Below are 19,007 nucleotides of genomic sequence, written 5' to 3'. Positions count from 1 at the left end.
CACTCCATTTTCAAACCGGATTTTCGTAAGAAATCAGTCTAATTCAGTCCAATATTGCTTATTTCAACATTAAAAAAACCGCTCAATAGCGAACACTTTCGCTAAAGAACGGTAACATATGTCATTCATTTTTCTAATAGTGAGGTCGATTTTGCTTCCAACTCAACTAATTGTTCTTTAATCCGTGTTTGACTGAAATGCTCACCGATAAACACGACCACATCAGACAGTTGACCTTGGGGATTGATCTTCATGAAATCGGATTCTCGATATGCATATTGGAAAAGGAACCGGCTGACCGTATCGCTAAATGTTAAGATCCCCTTGGCACGGTATATTTCTCTCGGAAGACCGGCTACAAAAGCTTCAAAATCATTGCTGTTGACGGGTCCCTTAAAATAATACGTGAATGACATAACGTGATCATGTGTATGATGTGTATGGTCATGATTGTGCTCGTTATCAGGGGCGTGATTATGATCATGTTCCTTAGAGCATGTATCCCCTTGAAATTGATTAACAGCATTAACAATAGCATCAGCAGCATCTGTCTGATTATCAGAATTTCGATCTTTTGCTATAACCGATACTTCCTCGAGAAGTACATCCGGGTTTACATCACAGCGTACGGCAGGAATCATGGATGCAACAGCGTTCCACCCTCGTACAATCCGGGCCGCCTCCTGCTGTTCTTCTTCGTTAATCCGATCTATTTTGTTTAGGATCAATGTTGAAGCACAACGAATCTGCTCTTGCATCAAACGGTATGTCTTCCCTTTCTGCACTTCATGCAAGTGAAGAAGATGTGCTGAATCCACTACAGTGATCAAATTTTTAACATCAATTTTGATATACAGTGATGCTTCTGCAACTGCATCCAGAATTTCCATAGGATTAGCTGCTCCTGTAGCCTCAATGACGATAACATCAGGCTTCTCGTTCTGAATTAGCAGTGCAATTTCTGAAGTCAAGTCAGCTCGGATTGAACAACATATACAGCCACTTAGCATTTCAGCGGTTGGTACATCCTCTCCAGCAATCATTCCATCTATATTTACTTCGCCGATCTCATTCATCACGATAGCAGGCTTCAAACCTTGCTGTTTCCAGTATGCTATCATTCTCGTTAACAGGGTTGTTTTACCACTGCCTAAAAAACCTGATAATATATATATGGGTGTAACTCCGCTTGTCATATGTAATCGCCCTTTCTGCAACGTTCTATGATAGCGAGTGTACTACACTTAAGCTTCCCTCAGCAAGGAAGCGGTTTGACTTAATGAAAATTCATAAGTTAAAAGATTGGAGTTGTATACATGATGAATTCGGTTGATGAACATCGGCAGCAATCGCCTGAGACAGTATCCTGCATGATTGTTACAGTATCCGATACAAGAACACCCGAAACTGATGAGAGCGGGCAATTAATGAAAACTTCGCTTGAAGAAGCCGGATATAGCGTAGTCAAACATATCATTGTGAAAGATGACTATGATGCTATACGTGAGTTGATCTATGAGGCCTCCAGCAATCCGGGAGTTGAGGCTCTTCTATTGACCGGGGGGACAGGAATCTCCAACCGTGATAGTACTTATGAAGCGGTGTCATCCTTGCTCGACAAAGAATTGAGTGGATTTGGCGAGATTTTCCGCTATTTAAGCTTTGAAGAGATCGGGGCTGCCGCGATCCTGAGCCGTGCCATTGGCGGAACGGTAGGTAACACAGCTGTCTTTTCCATGCCTGGTTCACGTGGAGCTGTCCGGCTTGCGATGGAGCGAATCCTTCTGCCAGAGCTTCGGCATGTCGTACGAGAACTGAACAAGCAGCGATAAAAAGCTAAGCTTACAATAGACAAACATTGAAGTATATAAAAGAGCGAGCACTGAATTAATTTCAGTTGCCCGCCTTATTTCATCTTATTCATTTGGATTTGTCATTGGATCGACGTGGCAGTTTGTTAAGCACATCAGCAGCTACTGTTTTCACCTGCTCCGTGTATTGGTCCTTCTTTATTCCTGCCGATGTATATACCAGCGCGGCCTCACGTTGCGCGAAAATCATATTATCCATTGTTCCGGTTTCGTTCAGTCCGCCAGCACCATATAATTCTTTAATGCCATTAATTCTAGCCTGCTCATCTGTAAAGATGTGTACTGTAATTAACTGGTTGGAGTCAGTATTCATGCGGTATTGGTACGACATGTTTCCAGCGTCATCTTCTGCATACGTTTCATTTGTCAGACGAATACTATGGTCCTTAAATAAATCCTTCATCGTATTCAGAAACTGCCCGTTAAGTCCGGAGCCTTCCGTTTTGGCCTCTTTATTCCCTTCCTGATACGCTTGCATGTTATATTTCTTCATTTCTTCTTTGGCTGCATCTTTCGTGCATCCCATGATTACAACTAGCAAAGAAAATGAAAGCAATCCTATCCCCCATCGATTCACCAAGCTTCATCCATCCTTTCCAGTCACGCAAAGCCTGCATGACGTCTTAGGAATAGAATGCCTGACGGAGAAGCTGATTATTCGACTTCAGATTGTTCGAAGAGAGATATAATACTTCGCCCGGTCGCCCCGCCTTTCAGTATATTGGACAATATTTCCGGAAGCTCATGCACAGGATGCACATGTATCCCGGACTTCAGCGCGGTATCAGGTTTCCATTCACCGGCCAGCTTGTTCCATATTTCCTTACGTGTGTTCATCGGACAAAAGACGGAGTCGATGCCCAAAAGCTTTACGCCTCTCAATAAAAACGGATATACCGTAGCCGCAAAATCACCGCCACCTGTTAAACCTGAGAGTGCAATTGCACCACCGTATTTGACGTGTTTCAACAGACCAGCCAACTGAGTGCCGCCAACCGGATCAATCACAGCAGCCCATTTTTCAGCTGCGAGCGCGCCCTTTGATTCCGCTGACGTTTCGTCCCGCGATATGACCGTATGAGCACCAATCCCTCTCAACCAGTCTCCTTGAGAAGAAATTTTGCCGGTAGATGCGACCACTTCGAATCCTAACTTAGACATAATCGACACCGAGAAGGTCCCTACGCCACCTGACGCACCCGTAACCAGTACCGGTCCATCCGAGGGTTGAACGCCGTTCAGAAGCAGGCTGGCTACCGATAGAGCGGCAGTGAAACCGGCCGTACCAATACCCATCGCTTCTTTATGGCTAAGCCCCTTTGGCAACGGCAGCAGCCAGTCTCCTTTAACTCGTGCGTACTGGCTATATCCTCCTTCATGAGAAACCCCCAGCTCATAGCCGGTACAGAGTACCTCATCACCTTCTTTAAAAGACGGATGAGATGATTCCACTACCGTTCCCGCCAGATCGATCCCCGGAATAAACGGATACCTTCTGACGATCCTTCCTTCCGGAGTGCTAGCAAGGCCATCCTTGTAATTGACACCGCTATACAGAACACGGATGGTTACATCCCCTTCCGGCAGCTGATCCATGCACCAATCTTCTACGCCGCTGCGAAAACCCTGATCATCATTACGGACAACAAACGCCTGAAAAATTGTATCTGCATTCATACTTACACCCCTTTCTTTCATCATTCTATGATAAATACTACTTAATCCCATCGCTATTAAAAATGTCCATTGTCGAAGCTTGTGATTATGTAGGATGATTTGACATCTCCTGCAATTTCCCGAGAAATAATCTTATTATTAATTCACCTTAAAATGACATCCATGCTGGTTGTACACTTAAAAAGCCGCAGGAGTGAATGACTCAAGCGGCTTTATTACGATATTATCCGTCACAGCATTGCCTAGCTTTCTTACCACTGTCGCAGATGCGTTCTAAATCACGATCTGAATTTAATCGTCGTGATTTTCTTCCTGATGTTCTTCCATATACTCTGAGATGAGCTTTTGCTTCATTTCCCATACAGTCTCACTCAGATTGACACGGTAAATCTCCGGGTTGAGCTTTCGCAAATACTCAGGCCAGAACTGGTTCAACTGGCTGTTGTGGTAAACACGAATTTCTTCCAAGGTTGGGAGCTCATAGACCAGTTCTCCCTTGTCGTAAATAGGTGCAAGCATAGGCACAGCATCAAAATCACGCACGTTTTTTCGCATATACGGGTGCAGCGGATTAAAGAGTTTTAACTTTCCGTTTTCCGGTGGCATTTTTTCTTCAGGGAAGCTGATGTAATCAGCAATCGCTTTACCGCTACCCTTAGAAACAATACGATACACTTCTTTTTTCCCTGGAGTCGACACCTTTTCAGGATTTCCGGAGATCTTGATTGTCGGTACCATAACACCATCTACTTCACGTTCTACCAGTTTATATACTCCACCAAGCGCTGGCTGGTCCGCAGCAGTGATAAGCTGTGTGCCTACGCCCCAAGTGTCAATTCGGGCTCCTTGTGCCTTTAGATCGAGGATCGTACCTTCATCCAGATCATTCGATGCAACAATTTGAACATAATCCAGTCCGGCATCATCTAACATTTTACGTGCCTGAATGGACAAGTAAGCCAAATCGCCGCTGTCGAGCCGAATGGCATTCATCCGCTTGCCTTGTGCTTCCAGCTTTTTCGCTGTCATAATGGCATGGGGAACACCGCTCCCCAATGTATCATAAGTATCGACCAAGAGAGTCACCTGATCCGGCATCACCTTGGCAAAAATATCAAAAGCCTCCTGTTCACTGCGGAAGGTTTGAACCCATGAATGCGCATGAGTACCCTTCGTCGGAATTCCGAACTTTTCACCTGCGAGCATATTCGAAGTGGCATGGAATCCGGCTAAATAGGCCGCTCTTGCTCCCCAGACCGCAGCGTCTGCTTCCTGTGCCCGGCGTGTACCAAACTCGAGCAAAATATCATTGCTTGCCACCTGACGGATTCGGGAAGCTTTCGTTGCGATCAACGTTTGAAAGTTCATGAAGTTAAGTATCGCCGTTTCGACAAGCTGGGTTTCAAATATGGTACCTTCTACAGTAATTAAGGGCTCATTCGGAAATACGAGCGCACCTTCTCTCATGGCATGAATACTGCCTCGAAACCGGAAGCGACGCAGTTCATCCAGAAAAGCTTTGTCATAGTTCTCTTCCTGTTTGGAGAGGTAGAAGATGTCTCCTTCTGTGAAATGAAGTCCTTCAATATAGTTTACGATTCGTTCAAGGCCTGCAAATACAGCGTAGCCGTTGCCAAAGGGTAGTTTTCGGAAATAGGCTTCAAATACCGCTTGGGTATGGTGGGAACCATTAATCCAATGTGCATACATCATATTTATTTGATATTTGTCGGTATGCAAAGCCAGTCCTGCTGTCATCATTATGTTCCTCCTCCTGTCATCCGGCCAGACATCCCGGATTCCTCAAGCTGTCATTTATGTTCATTCCGAACGATTTCCGCACCCAGACTGCCTTTAAAATGACCGAGTGCCCATCGGTGACCTTCCGGATTAAAACTTGCAACCGCATCTTCATATATCTTAAGGGAATACCCGCGGTTATATGCGTCAACTGCCGTATGCAGCACACAAATATCTGTACAGACCCCAATTAAATGGACCTCCGTTATGCCACGCTCCCGTAGCTTAATGTCAAGATCTGTTCCACAAAAAGAACTGTAACGGGTCTTATCCATCCAGTAGATAACGTCCTTACGAGATTCGTAAGCTTCCTCAAGCTCACCGTATAAATGACGTCCGCGGGTGTTTCTAATGTTATGAGGAGGAAACAGCTTCACCTCAGGGTGATAAGGATCTCCTTCTTCGTGCAGATCTACAGCCATCACGACAAAATCTCCACGGTCAGCATACTGCTTGGTCAGCTCGGCTACGGTATGCTGAATCTCTACTGCTGGTTCGCCTACAGGAAGACTGCCATCCACAAAATCATTCGTAAAGTCAATAACAATCAACGCTTTCATTCGGTACACTCCCTTTGATTTTAGTCATATCAAGACATCATCAGGTATAAATCGAAAGCAGAGGGGCATGATCTGTAAAACGATACAGCTGGGCAGGACGCTGGGAATATTGATTGGAGTTTAGCGGTTTACCGTTCTCATCCCGCACCTCCTCCAAAATGCCTTGCCGGCTTCGTGTGGAGGTAATCTTACGGATGAAGTTAGGTTCCTTAAATTCCGGTACCACCGTCTGAATAACTTGGTACAGCTCGCTCAGTGTAAAATGTTCGGGTAGAAACTGTTTGGCAATTGTAGTCTGCAGCATTTGATGTTGAATTTTTCGGTAGGCGTCCAAAATGATGTCCCTGTGGTCGAAGGCAAGTTCCAGTTTTTCCAGCGCTTCTTCGATGGTAAACAGTCCTACCTCTTCCGCATCATCAGCAGCCTGCCTGTGTTCAAGCATCCATTCCTCAACGAGAGCATAGAACGCCTGGCTGATTATCCAGCCCCGCGGATCGCGCCCTGGAGTGCTGTAAACGCCGAGATATTCGAGGTGACCGCCGTCCACTCCGGTCTCTTCCTTCAACTCCCGCTTCGCCGCATCATAGATAGACTCACTCTCGCGGCAAAATCCACCAGGCAAGGCCCACATACCTGCACATGGCCATAATCTGCGCCGGATCAGCATGACTTTAAGCTCTCTTATAGGCAGTGTCTTAGTCACCGTCTTACGTTCCCGTTTCGTCAGTGTAAACATAACGATATCTGCAGGAACTCCGTCCGGTGTTCTATATTTCTTCGTATTACTGTTCAATTTCTGTTCGTTATCCGTCATATTCATCACCATTATTATTCATTTTGATAATATCATTATGACATATTGAAATTCGATGTCAAGGTTTTCCTGGATATTTTTTCAGCACTTCCTTTTGGAGAGGCCTGGCTTCTACTTATAGTTTACTATCGTCATTCTCCACTTCGGGCGCTAGGAGTTGAGTTTCAATAGAAAAGGCGCGGAAGATAATCCGCACCTCTCTTATCCGCAGCTGCTCGGCGGTGTGTCTTTGCCTGTCTCTACGTTTACTTTTTGTGAAACCGTATCGTGAATAACAGATACAACCAACTGCAACAAATAGTTAATATCGCTCTGACTCTGCTGAAATTCCACAACGAGCGGAATGCCATCGATCTCATCTTGAAGCTCTTCGATTTCACGCTCGATTTTTGCAACCATGTCATTATTCTGGAAAGTCTCGAAAGCGACAATTTCCTTTTGTTTTTTCTTAATGGTCTTAATTAATTCTTGAACGCGCTCGTGATTGCGGATTTTCTCTTCCGCCTGTTGAAACATCTTCACTTCTTCACTCGTAGAGATTAATCCGGCAAGCTCTTCTGCTTTAGCCATGATATCCTCACGAATAATTAATTCACGAGTATTGAATGTCGGCATCCCATGTTTATTTACACGACCCTGCGCCTGTGTCAAGTTCATCGCCCCAATTCATCATTATGAAAAATATATTGGTTAAACCGCATCCGTAGCCGCAAACGGCTCCGTAATCATATCACCTTTAATGTACCAGGTCATCGGGTCTGTAATTCGCACGTGAACAAAGCTGCCGATCAGATCAGCCGATCCTTCAAAATGAACCAATTTGTTGGAGCGTGTCCGTCCCGACAGCATGGAATCATTGTTCTTACTAACTCCTTCAACAAGCACTTCTACCGTTGCGCCAAGCAGGCGGTCATTACTCTTGCGGCTATACTCATTGATCGCAGCATTCAGGCGCTGAAGACGTTCACTTTTCACTTCCATCGGAACATTGTCCTCCATTACTGCTGCTGGAGTACCCTCACGTGGCGAGTAAATATACGTGTAAGCAAAATCATAGCCTACCTCACGCACCAGGGACAGTGTTTCCTCGAACTGCTCGTCAGTCTCTCCAGGGAAACCAACAATGAAATCGGTAGTCAATACAACGTCCGGAATGGCTTGTTTAATCTTACGAGCAAGCTCCAGATACGTTTCACGTGAGTATTTGCGACTCATCTTCTTGAGCACTTGGCTACTGCCGGATTGCACAGGCAAATGGATATGCTCCACAAGGTTTCCGCCCTTCGCAAGAACCTCAATCAACTGATCATCGAAATCCCTTGGATGAGAAGTAGTGAACCGCACACGCGGAATATCAATCTTATGGATATCGTCCATCAAATTCGCAAAACTGTAAGTAATATCAGTGAAGTCCTTACCATACGCGTTAACGTTCTGACCAAGAAGAGTGATCTCTTTGAAGCCTTGACGTGCAAGCTCACGGACTTCTGCAATCACGTCCTCAGGTCGGCGGCTACGTTCCTTACCCCGTGTGAACGGAACGATACAGTAGGTACAGAACTTGTCACACCCGTACATAATGTTGACCCAACCACGAAGTCCTTCTCGTTTCTTAGGCAAGTTCTCAACAATATCGCCTTCCTTAGACCACACTTCAACAACCATTTCCTTGCTGAAGAGCGCTTCTTGGATGAGATGAGGAAGACGATGGATATTATGTGTACCGAACACCAGGTCTACGAACCCGTGTTTCGACAAAATCCGTTTAACGACCCCTTCTTCCTGTGACATACATCCACAGACACCAAGCAGCATATCTGGTTTCTCGGTCTTCAAATGCTTCAAATGACCCAACTCACCAAACACTTTATCCTCTGCATTCTCACGAATGGCACAGGTATTAAGTAAAATAATGTCGGCTTCCATGCGGTCTTCCGTAGCTTTATAACCCATCTGCTCCAGCATTCCCTTGATCGTCTCGGAATCATGCTCATTCATCTGGCATCCGAATGTGTACACCAGGTAGAATTTCCCTAAACCGATGGTCTTGAATTCTTCCGGTAAAGCCGTATCGTACAGCACCTGAACGTCCTGTTTACCGCGCTGCTTTTCTTGTCTATGGTTAGGCTCCGATAGAATATTGATTTCCCGTCCCCGGATTCGGATTCTCTTACCGTTCTCGTCCTCGGACAAAATTTTGGCATCCGAAAAATCAAAATACTTGGAGTAGTCCTTCTTATCTTTGGACATATACTAGGTCACTCCTTAAAATCCGCTATAAATCGATGTTTATTTCATTATCTACCATGTAGGCACTGCCCCTAATTATATCATGATCTTCCATCCTAAGCTACTATCCTGGGGTGGCCTGTCAACATCATAACACAGCAAAAAAGAGTCAGTCACCGGATAATCCTGTGACTGACTCTTTTATGATTGTATCTTAATCAATGATTTCTGCAGTATCCCCTGTTTTGGCACCAGCGGCATTCGCTTCGTCGGTATCAATGTGCATGTCTAGTGCAAAATTGTCGGAAACGCGCGCAACGACGTTTTCGAGCACTAGGCCGCGTTCTCCACCGAGACGCACTTTAAGCATTTGCTTATCTTGAATGCCCCATTTTTCAGCATCAGAAGTATGGAAGTGAATATGACGCGCAGCCACAATAACACCTTCGTCCACAGTAACTTCACCAGCAGGGCCTTTAATTGTAATACCTGGTGTACCTTCAATGTTGCCGGATTCGCGAACAGGCGCTTTTACGCCAATTGCAAAAGAATCCGTACGGGAAATCTCCAGCTGTGATGCTGGACGAGCAGGTCCCAAAATTCTGACTTTATCGAATTGTCCTTTCGTACCGATCACAGCCACCGTTTCGTTAGCTGCAAATTGCCCAGGTTGGGACAACGGTTTAAACTCGGTCAATTGGTAACCGGGTCCGAACAATGCTTCAATATGTTCTTGAGTTAAATGAATATGGCGGGCCGAAACACCCACAGGTACAGTTTTGTTCATCTGTCTCACTCCTTGTTTTCTCTATAAGCTGTACATGCCAACATCTATTATACTCTCAATTACCCAAAAATAAAAAGGCAGTGCGGTTAATCCGCCTGCCTGAATCTGTCTTATTTGAATTCTGCTACAAGATTGTCAAATTGTTCCCGGGTTAACTGAAGATCCTGATGGGCCAGAGGTGTATCCTTGAATCCGGAAATTTGGTCCTCATAGCTTTTTCGGCTATGATCCTGATAGATCAGCCCTGTGACCAAACCGTCTGTTTCCATCAGTTTCGTCATCGCGCTGATCCGGTTCGAAGAATCATATTCCGGGAAGCTGTCCAGATTAACGATGTTTTCTTTAAACCACTCATAGGTATTCACTTTGTTAAACGTGACGCATGGGCTAAACACATTGATAATAGAGAAGCCCTCATGCTTGATACCTGCCTCGATCAAAGCGGTCAACTGTTTGATATCACTGGAGAAGGACTGTGCAACAAAAGTAGCACCTGCTGAAAGCGCCAGCTCCAGCGGTGATAAAGTCGACTCGATTGAACCTTCTGGTGTGCTCTTGGTAACAAAACCTTCCGCACTACGCGGCGAAGTTTGACCTTTAGTGAGACCGTAGATCTGGTTGTCCATAACAATATACGTAATATTGATGTTTCTGCGGATAGCATGAATCGTGTGTCCCATACCAATCGCAAATCCGTCGCCGTCCCCACCTGAAGCAATTACGGTCAGATCACGATTTGCAAGCTTAACCCCTTGTGCGATTGGCAGTGCCCGTCCATGAATGCTATGCATTCCATATGCATGGATATATCCCGATATCCGGCCCGAACAGCCGATACCTGAAATGACAGCAAGCTGATCCGGCTCAAGGCCGCAGCTGGCTGCTGCACGCTGTATAGCCGCTTGTATAGAGAAGTCGCCGCAGCCAGGGCACCAGTTCGGTTTGACATTATTACGGAAATCTTTAAACGTAGCCATCGTTATACCAGCTCCTTACTGTCGACGTAGACATTTCTGCATTCGTTATAAATAATAGACGGCAGGAACGGGTTACCATCATATTTGAGCACACTGCTAATCTTCTCACGTCCGCCAACGTTGAGCTTGATGAGGTTGGCTAGTTGAGCAGTTGCGTTATTTTCAACAACGATGACCTGTCTTGCTTGGTCGATATACGGTTTAATAGCATCTGTAGGGAACGGATGAAGCAGACGGACAGTAACATGGTTCGTTGTAGTTCCATCGTTTTCAAGCAACTCCCGCGCCTGATCAATTGTTCCACCCGTAGAGCCCATTCCGATAATGAGAAGATCGGGCTTTTCATATGGAGCATCAACCAATATTGGGTTCGTTACTTTTACATGATTCAGCTTGCCGAGACGCTTATCCATCATTTTTTTGCGATTCTCCGCTGACTCTGATGGTCGTCCTGATTCATCGTGCTCAACACCGGTAACATGGTGAATCCCGTTCTTCTCTCCTGGAAGAACACGAGGTGATATCCCGCTGTCTGTAAACTCATATCTCTTAAACAGATTCTTCTCCTCTTGCTCCGGCACGTTGCTTACAAGATTTCCGCGTTCAATCACAACCCGGCTGTAATCCAGCGGTTCACATGACTGCTTACCTAGTGACAGCTGCAAATCCGTTACAACGATAACCGGAACCTGATATTGCTCGGACAAGTTAAAGGCCTCCACCGTATCATAAAAACACTCTTCTATAGAGCTTGGTGCCAGTACGATTTTGGGAATTTCCCCGTGCGTACCATGAATCATCGCGTTGATATCACTCTGCTCCTGCTTCGTTGGCAGACCGGTGCTCGGACCACCGCGTTGTGTATCGACAATAACAACCGGCGTTTCCGTCATGCCGGCAAGACCGATGGCTTCCATCATGAGAGACAGACCTGGCCCTGCAGAAGCTGTCATGGTACGAACACCAGCGTAGTTGGCTCCGATAGCCATCGTTACGGCAGCGATTTCGTCTTCTGTCTGAACTACGGTACCGCCGAATTTAGGCAACTTTTTGATCAAGTATTCCATTATTTCAGAGGCAGGGGTTATCGGGTAAGCGCTCATTAATCGGCAGCCTGCAGCCACGGCACCAAGACCGATTGCATCGTTTCCGATCATAAACAGCTTCTGCTTTCCGTCAGCCGGATTCAGCTTGAACTCATCTAGCGGACCACCTGCAAGCTCAAGTACATAATCTGAGCCCCGTTTCACGGCCTCCAGATTCTTCTCTACGACAGCTGCACCTTTACGTCCGAATTCTTCTTCAACAGCACGATTGAACACATCAAGAGGAAGGCCAAGCAGCGCCCATGATGCACCGGAGGCCACCATATTTTTCATAAGTGAGGTTCCAAGCTCCTCCGCTATGGTTGTTATAGGTACAGCAAATAGCCGGATGTCTGCATCTTCCGGTACTACGGGGTTAAACTTCGCGTCCGCTACGACAACACCACCCGGGCGAAGCTCGTGCGCATTCAGGTCAATACTTTCTTGATCAAATGCAACCAATATATCAAGATCATCCGCAATGGACCGGATCGGTTGTGTGCTAATACGTATTTTATTATTCGTATGTCCACCTTTAATACGGGACGAAAAATGCCGATAACCATAAAGGTAATATCCCAACCGGTTTAAGGATGTCGAAAAAATACGGTCAGTACTTTCGACCCCTTCTCCCTGCTGTCCCCCGATTTTCCAAGATAACTGACTGATCAAGCTCTCCAACTCCTTTTTATTTAAAAGCATCTTACTCATAATAACAGTGTAATTTGATTTCAGTGTAATTTCTTTTAAAATAAGGATTCACTTAATTACGATAAAGTTTATCGGTTTAATAGTGAAATGGCAAGAAATTTTTTCTAGACATAAATCTATTATAAGTTACGAACGCAATCCTTGCTGCATAGGTAGATATTGTTCAAGAAAATTTAACGCATTGTCCGACATCCAGCCTTGCACCAGCTGTTCAGGGTAATGCTTTAATAATGTATTTACCCAATCCTGGTACTTGCTAGGGCTCTCCAGCCCTTCAACCCATTGGTCTATTCCATCAAAGTCAGACCCAAACATCATGTGATGCTCTCCTCCGAGTGAACAAATTCGTTCAACATGAGGCAGCAAGTCCTCCGGTTTGACCGTAGGGGTGTCTCGCCGGATAAACCAGGGGACAAATGTTAGTCCAATCCGGCCATCCATCGCAATAAGTGCGCGAATTTGTTCATCACTCAAGTTACGTGGATGCGGACACACCCCATAGGCGTTGGAGTGGGATGCAATCAGCGGACGGGAGACAAGCTCAGTCAGCTCCCAAAATCCCGCTACAGATAAATGGGATACATCCAAGATGATCCCGAGTTCATTACATAACTGAACCATATCCCTCCCTTTATCTGTCAGACCGCCCCCACGTTTCTCCATCACGCCATCAGCAGCCCAGTTGGCATGATTCCAGGTCAATCCCATCAATCTTACGCCCAGCTCGTAACAGAGGCGAACATAGAACAGATTACCTTCCAGCCCGTCCACTCCCTCAAGAGAAAGAAGCCCCCAACGTTTGCTTCCATTTCGTACTTCTCTTATCTGATCACGCCACTTCAACCCTTCCAGCTTTCCTGTCCCATTCAGTTTGGCGCGGAATATATCAATTTGAGCCATCACGCGTTCAAATGAAGGGCGCCCGTAACGCTCTGACAAAAACACAGCAAATACCTGTAGCGCCACATCGCCTTCTTCCATTGATTCCAACGTCACATCCATATCCGGACTATTGTCAAAAGAAGCCTTAGGATTTCCCCACAGCTTGCTCAGCGCATCACAGTGAAAATCTACAACCTTCATCTACACTATCCCCTCTCTTCTAACCCATAGCAAAAAGCCTGTTTACTTTGATAGGTAAACAGGCTCACCCTCAACATTCCATCATTATCTAGGTTCTACGATCAACTTAATCGCCGTCCGGTCTTCGCCATCAATCACAATATCCGTAAAAGCAGGAATGCAGATCAAGTCCACCCCGCTTGGTGCTACAAATCCCCGGGCAATCGCTACGGCTTTAACAGCCTGGTTCAGTGCTCCCGCCCCAATTGCCTGAAGCTCGGCTCCGCCGCGTTCACGAAGAACTCCAGCCAGTGCACCTGCAACTGAGTTCGGATTGGATTTTGCTGAAACTTTTAATACTTCCATGGTAAGTACCTCCCCTGGGAATGTTGAGTGATGGTTTGCTTCCGTTTATTAGATGTTATTCGTGAGTGGGGAAAAGATTCCTTCTTTTTACCAAACGTTCCTTAATTACTCTTAAACCGTTGCACTTTTTTAATCCATTCTCCATTCATCTTCATACATCCGAATTTTTTGGATTTTTTTTGCTTTGCCAGTCGTATCGTCAAGCTGCACATAAACCGCATGGAAATGCCATTTTCCTTCATCCACTTGGAAGCGGGCTGGAAGCTGGGTCTTGAATTTATAAAGAACTGCATCACGCTGCATCCCCAGCACCCCTTCTTTGGATCCAACCATGCCCGTATCTGTCAGATACGCCGTTCCGTTCGGCAAAATTGTATCGTCGTTGCTCTGCACATGTGTATGTGTACCCACAACGATCGACGCTCGTCCATCCATATGCCAACCCATCGCGATCTTCTCTGATGTGGCTTCTGCATGAAAATCAACCAGAATATGTTTATGCTTCATCCGAAGCTCATCTACAATTTCGTCCGCTGCCCGGAATGGGCAATCTATCGCAGGGAGAAATGTCCGGCCCATCAGATTGACAATAGCGAGCTCCTTGCCATTCGCCTCGATCACCGTATGACCACGCCCTGGGGTTCCTGGAGGAAAGTTAGCAGGCCTTACCATCCGGGATTCATGATCTATGAATTCAAAAATGTCACGATTATCCCATGTGTGATTCCCCATTGTAATCCCATGAATACCCCAGTTGAAAAATTCATTGGCGATGGCGGATGTTATTCCCCGCCCCGATGCTGCGTTCTCGCCGTTTGCTATAATGATATGCGGATTATATTTGGACTTCAATTCCGGCAAAGAAGTTTTAAGAGCCTTCCGGCCAGTGCTGCCAACAATATCGCCTATGAATAAAACGTTGATGCCAATCAACTCCTCTAATCGTAAAAATTTCGGTATGAAAGATAAAAAGTGGCCGGGAAGCGGCCACTTTTTTATCTGGAACTTTATTTCGCGTAATCAACCGCTCGAGTTTCACGGATGACGGTGACCTTGATATGACCAGGGTAATCCAGTTCATTCTCAATCGTCTTCGTAATGTCACGTGCCAAGCGGAAAGCTTCAGCATCATCGATCTTATCTGGCTGTACCATGACACGGACTTCACGTCCGGCTTGAATGGCATACGATTTCTCAACACCTTCAAACGATTCGGTGATAGCTTCCAATTTCTCGAGACGCTTAATGTAAGTCTCCAGTGTTTCTCTACGTGCTCCCGGTCTTGCCGCAGACAATGCGTCAGCTGCACCGACAAGCATAGCGATAACGGAGGTCGCTTCGCAATCGCCGTGGTGGGAAGCAATGCTGTTGATAACCACCGGATGTTCTTTGTATTTCTTCGCCAGCTCCACGCCGATTTCAACGTGCGACCCTTCCACTTCGTGATCCAGCGCTTTACCGATGTCATGCAACAACCCGGCACGTTTCGCCAATGTGATGTCTTCGCCAAGCTCTCCAGCCATAAGACCGGTCAAGTAAGCCACTTCCATGGAATGTTTCAGCACATTTTGTCCATAGCTTGTACGGAATTTCAAGCGGCCCAGAATCTTGATCAGGTCCGGATGCAAACCATGCACACCAACCTCAAAGGTTGCCTGCTCTCCATACTCGCGAATCCGTTCATCCACTTCCTTGCGGGACTTCTCTACCATCTCTTCGATACGAGCCGGATGAATCCGACCGTCCGCCACCAATTTCTCCAAAGCTGTACGAGCAATTTCACGGCGAATCGGATCGAAGCCCGATAGTATAACCGCTTCCGGTGTATCATCGATAATGAGGTCAATCCCTGTAAGGGTTTCAAGTGCACGGATGTTACGGCCTTCACGGCCGATAATCCGGCCCTTCATTTCTTCGTTCGGCAGTGTCACGACGGAAACCGTAGTTTCCGCTACATGATCAGCTGCACAGCGTTGGATGGCAAGCGTGATAATTTCACGCGACTTCTTGTCTGCCTCTTCCTTAGCCTGCTGCTCTAGTTCTTTGATCATCTGCGCGGTTTCGTGGCGAACTTCCTGCTCTACGTTGCTCAAAATGATGCTTCTGGCATCTTCCATGGTCAGATTGGAAATTCGCTCCAATTCTGTCACCTGGTTTTTGTAAATCAAATCAATCTGCTGCTGGGTTTCTTCAATTCGTTTCTCTTTGTTCGCCACTTGTTCTTCTTTTCGTTCCAAAGATTCCAATTTTTTATCCAGCGATTCTTCCTTTTGCAACAATCTGCGTTCCTGTCGTTGAATTTCATTCCGACGTTCGCGAGTGTCTTTTTCAGCCTCGGCCCGAATTTTGTGGACTTCATCCTTAGCTTCGAGTACCGTTTCTTTCTTCAGCGCTTCCGCTTCCTTCTTAGCGTTCTCAACGATCTGAATGGCGGCATGTTCTGCGCTGGAAATTTTAGCTTCTGCAAGGGATTTGCGAATAAAATAACCGAACCCAAAGAATATAGCGGCTACAACGAGAACGATTATGATCCAGATCAGGGTTTCCATCTGTTCACCTCCTCGTTGGTTCCTCCAAGGCATTCCTTGGGAATGTTCAATTGTCATGTCACTCTAGCTTCATTCATACATAAAATTCCGGCAGCTTATTCTGCCGTCAACATTGCGTATGGTGTAACATACGCATAGCCCGCCGATACCGACAGATTACATTTCACTATGAATTGGCGTCTCATGAATCGAATCTTTCATAAAAGTAACTTTTTTGGAAGGAAAAAGGCACCTATAAATGATAAAGATTCATTTTCATTTTAGTATTTAAGAAAAGAAATTGTCAAGGGAAAGCACTTGATTAATGACCATGATCATCCAAAAACAGCACTTTAGAGCCCTAATAAGCAATATTTGTCAATTAAACGCTTCAGGCTCTTCAAGACACTCTTCCGCTTCACGGTCCTCCGCAATCAATTTGTTAATAACTTTGCGTACCTGTTCGCCCGTAAAACCACGGCGCATCAAGAAAGCTCCCGTCTTACGCTTGCGCTCCAGGGCATCTCCTTTAATCTGGTACCATTTCTTCTGTCCCACAGTATAAGCGCTCTGGAATTCATCCTCTTCGCTCACTTCATTCAAAGCATCGGCAATGAGTTCAGTTTGTATCCCTTTCTGACGGAGTTCCTGCCTGACCCACATCCGCCCTTTCTTTTGCCTTGTGATCCGCTGCTCTGCCCACTGTTTGGCATATAATTCATCATCAACTAAACGTTCCTGCTGGAGTCGAATAATCGTTTTCTCTATACCGTCAGCTGTCATTCCCTTTTGGTTAAGACGCTGTGCAATCTCCTGAGCCGTTCGAGGTTTCCGTTCCAAAAATCTCAGTGCTTCAACATAAGCCTGCTGCCGCTCATCTGCAACAACGATCTCCTCCAGCTCTTCCTTCCGGAATATACTCCCCTTCATCATCCGGTATTTGATCATGACATCTTCATGTACCGACATGCTGTATCGACCAAAGGTAATTAGATATCGGTGCTTGGGCTTTCGCAGCATTTCCACAGAGGTGATCATCAAATCCTCACCATTCGGAAAATGAGAGACACCGTTCAATTCTTCTTGCGGTACTGGCTCGTGATTGTATTCCGCTTCCATCATTTCCCCCCTACTCTTCCGCAGTAAACAAGTAGAAGCGCTTGCCGTCCGCACTATACAGACAGCAAGCGCTCTTCTTGAAATACAAAATTCTTAAAACAAATAAATTCATATACTCAAGAAGACCGCTCGGTGATGTATTATGCACCGGCGGTCTTTCAGACACCGCAAATATACGGTGAACTATTCTGCTTTAAACAATTCTTTCTCTTCCAACTCTTCCTTTGCCTTGTCACTTTCGCTTTGAACAGGCACATTTGTAGTCAGATTGCTAGCTTCCCGGATTTTGTTCTCGATAACGTCTGCAATCTCCGGATGTTCCTTCAGGAATTGCTTCGCATTCTCACGGCCCTGTCCCAAACGCTCTCCAGTGAAGGAATACCATGCGCCGCTCTTATCTACAATATCAAGTTCCGTACCGATATCAATCAGGCTTCCTTCTTTCGAAATGCCTTCACCATACATAATATCGATCTCAGCCTGCTTAAACGGAGGAGCAACTTTATTCTTTACAACTTTAACACGTGTGCGGTTACCCACAATGTCATTGCCCATCTTGATGCTCTCAATACGACGGACATCAAGACGAACTGTAGAGTAAAACTTCAATGCACGGCCCCCTGGTGTCGTTTCCGGGTTACCGAACATCACACCGACCTTCTCACGAAGTTGGTTAATGAAAACCGCAATTGTCTTCGATTTGCTAATTGCTCCAGACAATTTACGAAGAGCTTGTGACATCAGACGGGCTTGCAGACCCACGTGAGAGTCACCCATGTCACCTTCGATCTCCGCTTTCGGAACGAGCGCTGCTACCGAGTCAATAACAATAATGTCGACAGCACCACTGCGAACAAGTGCTTCGGCGATTTCTAGAGCCTGTTCTCCCGTATCCGGCTGGGACAACAGAAGCTCGTCAATGTTGACACCTAATTTGTTGGCGTATGACGGGTCCAAAGCATGCTCGGCATCGATAAATGCAGCTTGTCCACCCGCTTTTTGAACTTCAGCTATAGCATGAAGTGCCACCGTTGTCTTACCGGATGATTCCGGTCCATAGACTTCAATGATCCGACCTTTAGGCAGACCGCCTGTTCCTAATGCTATATCCAATGCCAACGATCCGCTTGGCACAATTTCCACTTGCATGTGGGTTGATTCACCCAACTTCATAATTGAACCTTTACCGAACTGTTTCTCTATCTGACGAAGCGCCATATCCAGCGCAGCACGACGATCTGACAATTCTTCCACAACCCTTCAACTGTTGATAGTAATATAATACCTTGTTTTTACACGTTTGCCAAGCCTTTTTTCGAACATACATTCGTTTTTTTTGTTGGACGCTCCCTCCCTCGGCTTCAACCGCGGCAGCTCCCAAAATAGCAAAAACCGCGGCCACATCATCTGATATGCCACGG

The 19,007-nt window shown here is 46.0% G+C and carries 18 protein-coding genes; 1 reads left to right on the top strand and 17 read right to left on the bottom strand.

The window, feature by feature from the left end:
- Window positions 1–125: 125 nt before the first annotated feature.
- A complete protein-coding gene (locus AC2TF5_RS10120; RefSeq protein ID WP_491302034.1) occupies window positions 126–1,196 on the bottom strand; it encodes a CobW family GTP-binding protein in 1,071 nt (356 codons plus the stop codon).
- A gap of 123 nt (window positions 1,197–1,319) precedes the next feature.
- Between AC2TF5_RS10120 and AC2TF5_RS10115 the strand changes: the two genes are divergently transcribed.
- Window positions 1,320–1,832, top strand: a complete 513-nt coding sequence (locus AC2TF5_RS10115; protein WP_491302854.1) for a MogA/MoaB family molybdenum cofactor biosynthesis protein — start codon at window positions 1,320–1,322, stop codon at window positions 1,830–1,832.
- A gap of 88 nt (window positions 1,833–1,920) precedes the next feature.
- Here the strand turns inward: AC2TF5_RS10115 and AC2TF5_RS10110 are convergent, their stop codons facing one another.
- The 16 genes from AC2TF5_RS10110 to recA all read right to left on the bottom strand — a co-directional run bounded on the left by AC2TF5_RS10110 (window position 1,921) and on the right by recA (window position 18,831).
- Window positions 1,921–2,451, bottom strand: a complete 531-nt coding sequence (locus AC2TF5_RS10110) for a hypothetical protein (protein ID WP_491302033.1) — start codon at window positions 2,449–2,451, stop codon at window positions 1,921–1,923.
- Between the two features lie 74 nt (window positions 2,452–2,525).
- Complete coding sequence (locus AC2TF5_RS10105) at window positions 2,526–3,548, bottom strand: acrylyl-CoA reductase family protein (protein WP_491302032.1); 1,023 nt, start codon at window positions 3,546–3,548, stop codon at window positions 2,526–2,528.
- 291 nt (window positions 3,549–3,839) lie between these two features.
- Window positions 3,840–5,309: a nicotinate phosphoribosyltransferase gene (locus tag AC2TF5_RS10100; protein WP_491302031.1), complete on the bottom strand. Its 1,470-nt coding sequence runs from the start codon at window positions 5,307–5,309 to the stop codon at window positions 3,840–3,842.
- 50 nt (window positions 5,310–5,359) lie between these two features.
- Window positions 5,360–5,908 carry a cysteine hydrolase family protein gene (locus AC2TF5_RS10095; RefSeq protein ID WP_491302030.1) on the bottom strand — a complete coding sequence of 183 codons (549 nt, stop codon included), beginning with the start codon at window positions 5,906–5,908 and terminating at the stop codon, window positions 5,360–5,362.
- A gap of 40 nt (window positions 5,909–5,948) precedes the next feature.
- Window positions 5,949–6,734 carry an NUDIX domain-containing protein gene (locus AC2TF5_RS10090; protein WP_491302029.1) on the bottom strand — a complete coding sequence of 262 codons (786 nt, stop codon included), beginning with the start codon at window positions 6,732–6,734 and terminating at the stop codon, window positions 5,949–5,951.
- 189 nt (window positions 6,735–6,923) lie between these two features.
- A complete protein-coding gene (locus AC2TF5_RS10085) occupies window positions 6,924–7,337 on the bottom strand; it encodes a YlbF/YmcA family competence regulator (protein ID WP_491302853.1) in 414 nt (137 codons plus the stop codon).
- Window positions 7,338–7,412: 75 nt separating this feature from the next.
- Window positions 7,413–8,972, bottom strand: coding sequence for a tRNA (N6-isopentenyl adenosine(37)-C2)-methylthiotransferase MiaB (miaB, locus tag AC2TF5_RS10080; protein WP_491302028.1), 1,560 nt, complete (start codon window positions 8,970–8,972; stop codon window positions 7,413–7,415).
- A gap of 193 nt (window positions 8,973–9,165) precedes the next feature.
- Window positions 9,166–9,738, bottom strand: a complete 573-nt coding sequence (pduL, locus tag AC2TF5_RS10075; protein WP_491302027.1) for a phosphate propanoyltransferase — start codon at window positions 9,736–9,738, stop codon at window positions 9,166–9,168.
- A 110-nt stretch (window positions 9,739–9,848) separates the two neighbouring features.
- Window positions 9,849–10,715 carry a 2-oxoacid:ferredoxin oxidoreductase subunit beta gene (locus AC2TF5_RS10070; RefSeq protein ID WP_491302026.1) on the bottom strand — a complete coding sequence of 289 codons (867 nt, stop codon included), beginning with the start codon at window positions 10,713–10,715 and terminating at the stop codon, window positions 9,849–9,851.
- A 2-nt stretch (window positions 10,716–10,717) separates the two neighbouring features.
- On the bottom strand, window positions 10,718–12,472 hold the full coding sequence (locus tag AC2TF5_RS10065; RefSeq protein ID WP_491302025.1) for a 2-oxoacid:acceptor oxidoreductase subunit alpha: 1,755 nt from the start codon (window positions 12,470–12,472) through the stop codon (window positions 10,718–10,720).
- 165 nt (window positions 12,473–12,637) lie between these two features.
- Window positions 12,638–13,594 (bottom strand): dipeptidase, encoded by a 957-nt coding sequence (locus tag AC2TF5_RS10060; RefSeq protein ID WP_491302024.1) that lies wholly within the window; start codon window positions 13,592–13,594, stop codon window positions 12,638–12,640.
- A gap of 84 nt (window positions 13,595–13,678) precedes the next feature.
- Window positions 13,679–13,939: a stage V sporulation protein S gene (locus AC2TF5_RS10055; RefSeq protein WP_054956146.1), complete on the bottom strand. Its 261-nt coding sequence runs from the start codon at window positions 13,937–13,939 to the stop codon at window positions 13,679–13,681.
- Between the two features lie 129 nt (window positions 13,940–14,068).
- Window positions 14,069–14,863 carry a TIGR00282 family metallophosphoesterase gene (locus tag AC2TF5_RS10050; RefSeq protein WP_491302852.1) on the bottom strand — a complete coding sequence of 265 codons (795 nt, stop codon included), beginning with the start codon at window positions 14,861–14,863 and terminating at the stop codon, window positions 14,069–14,071.
- Between the two features lie 83 nt (window positions 14,864–14,946).
- Window positions 14,947–16,488 (bottom strand): ribonuclease Y, encoded by a 1,542-nt coding sequence (rny, locus tag AC2TF5_RS10045; RefSeq protein WP_208918946.1) that lies wholly within the window; start codon window positions 16,486–16,488, stop codon window positions 14,947–14,949.
- Window positions 16,489–16,845: 357 nt separating this feature from the next.
- On the bottom strand, window positions 16,846–17,586 hold the full coding sequence (locus AC2TF5_RS10040) for a regulatory protein RecX (protein ID WP_491302851.1): 741 nt from the start codon (window positions 17,584–17,586) through the stop codon (window positions 16,846–16,848).
- Between the two features lie 183 nt (window positions 17,587–17,769).
- Complete coding sequence (gene recA, locus AC2TF5_RS10035) at window positions 17,770–18,831, bottom strand: recombinase RecA (protein ID WP_491302023.1); 1,062 nt, start codon at window positions 18,829–18,831, stop codon at window positions 17,770–17,772.
- Between the last annotated feature and the right edge of the window lie 176 nt (window positions 18,832–19,007).

The sequence above is a fragment of the Paenibacillus sp. JNUCC 34 genome (assembly GCF_058269055.1).
The sequence above is the reverse complement of the archived record's forward strand: the minus strand, read 5'-3'. Positions and strand labels throughout refer to the sequence as shown.

Bases quoted from the DNA above. Each gene is read 5' to 3' on its own strand.
- AC2TF5_RS10120 (WP_491302034.1), bottom strand. From the start codon at position 1,196: ATGACAAGCGGAGTTACACCCATATATATATTATCAGGTTTTTTAGGC.
- AC2TF5_RS10115 (WP_491302854.1), top strand. From the start codon at position 1,320: ATGAATTCGGTTGATGAACATCGGCAGCAATCGCCTGAGACAGTATCC.
- AC2TF5_RS10105 (WP_491302032.1), bottom strand. From the start codon at position 3,548: ATGAATGCAGATACAATTTTTCAGGCGTTTGTTGTCCGTAATGATGAT.
- AC2TF5_RS10100 (WP_491302031.1), bottom strand. From the start codon at position 5,309: ATGATGACAGCAGGACTGGCTTTGCATACCGACAAATATCAAATAAAT.
- AC2TF5_RS10095 (WP_491302030.1), bottom strand. From the start codon at position 5,908: ATGAAAGCGTTGATTGTTATTGACTTTACGAATGATTTTGTGGATGGC.
- AC2TF5_RS10090 (WP_491302029.1), bottom strand. From the start codon at position 6,734: ATGGTGATGAATATGACGGATAACGAACAGAAATTGAACAGTAATACG.
- AC2TF5_RS10085 (WP_491302853.1), bottom strand. From the start codon at position 7,337: ATGCCGACATTCAATACTCGTGAATTAATTATTCGTGAGGATATCATG.
- miaB (WP_491302028.1), bottom strand. From the start codon at position 8,972: ATGTCCAAAGATAAGAAGGACTACTCCAAGTATTTTGATTTTTCGGAT.
- pduL (WP_491302027.1), bottom strand. From the start codon at position 9,738: ATGAACAAAACTGTACCTGTGGGTGTTTCGGCCCGCCATATTCATTTA.
- AC2TF5_RS10070 (WP_491302026.1), bottom strand. From the start codon at position 10,715: ATGGCTACGTTTAAAGATTTCCGTAATAATGTCAAACCGAACTGGTGC.
- AC2TF5_RS10060 (WP_491302024.1), bottom strand. From the start codon at position 13,594: ATGAAGGTTGTAGATTTTCACTGTGATGCGCTGAGCAAGCTGTGGGGA.
- AC2TF5_RS10055 (WP_054956146.1), bottom strand. From the start codon at position 13,939: ATGGAAGTATTAAAAGTTTCAGCAAAATCCAATCCGAACTCAGTTGCA.
- rny (WP_208918946.1), bottom strand. From the start codon at position 16,488: ATGGAAACCCTGATCTGGATCATAATCGTTCTCGTTGTAGCCGCTATA.
- AC2TF5_RS10040 (WP_491302851.1), bottom strand. From the start codon at position 17,586: ATGGAAGCGGAATACAATCACGAGCCAGTACCGCAAGAAGAATTGAAC.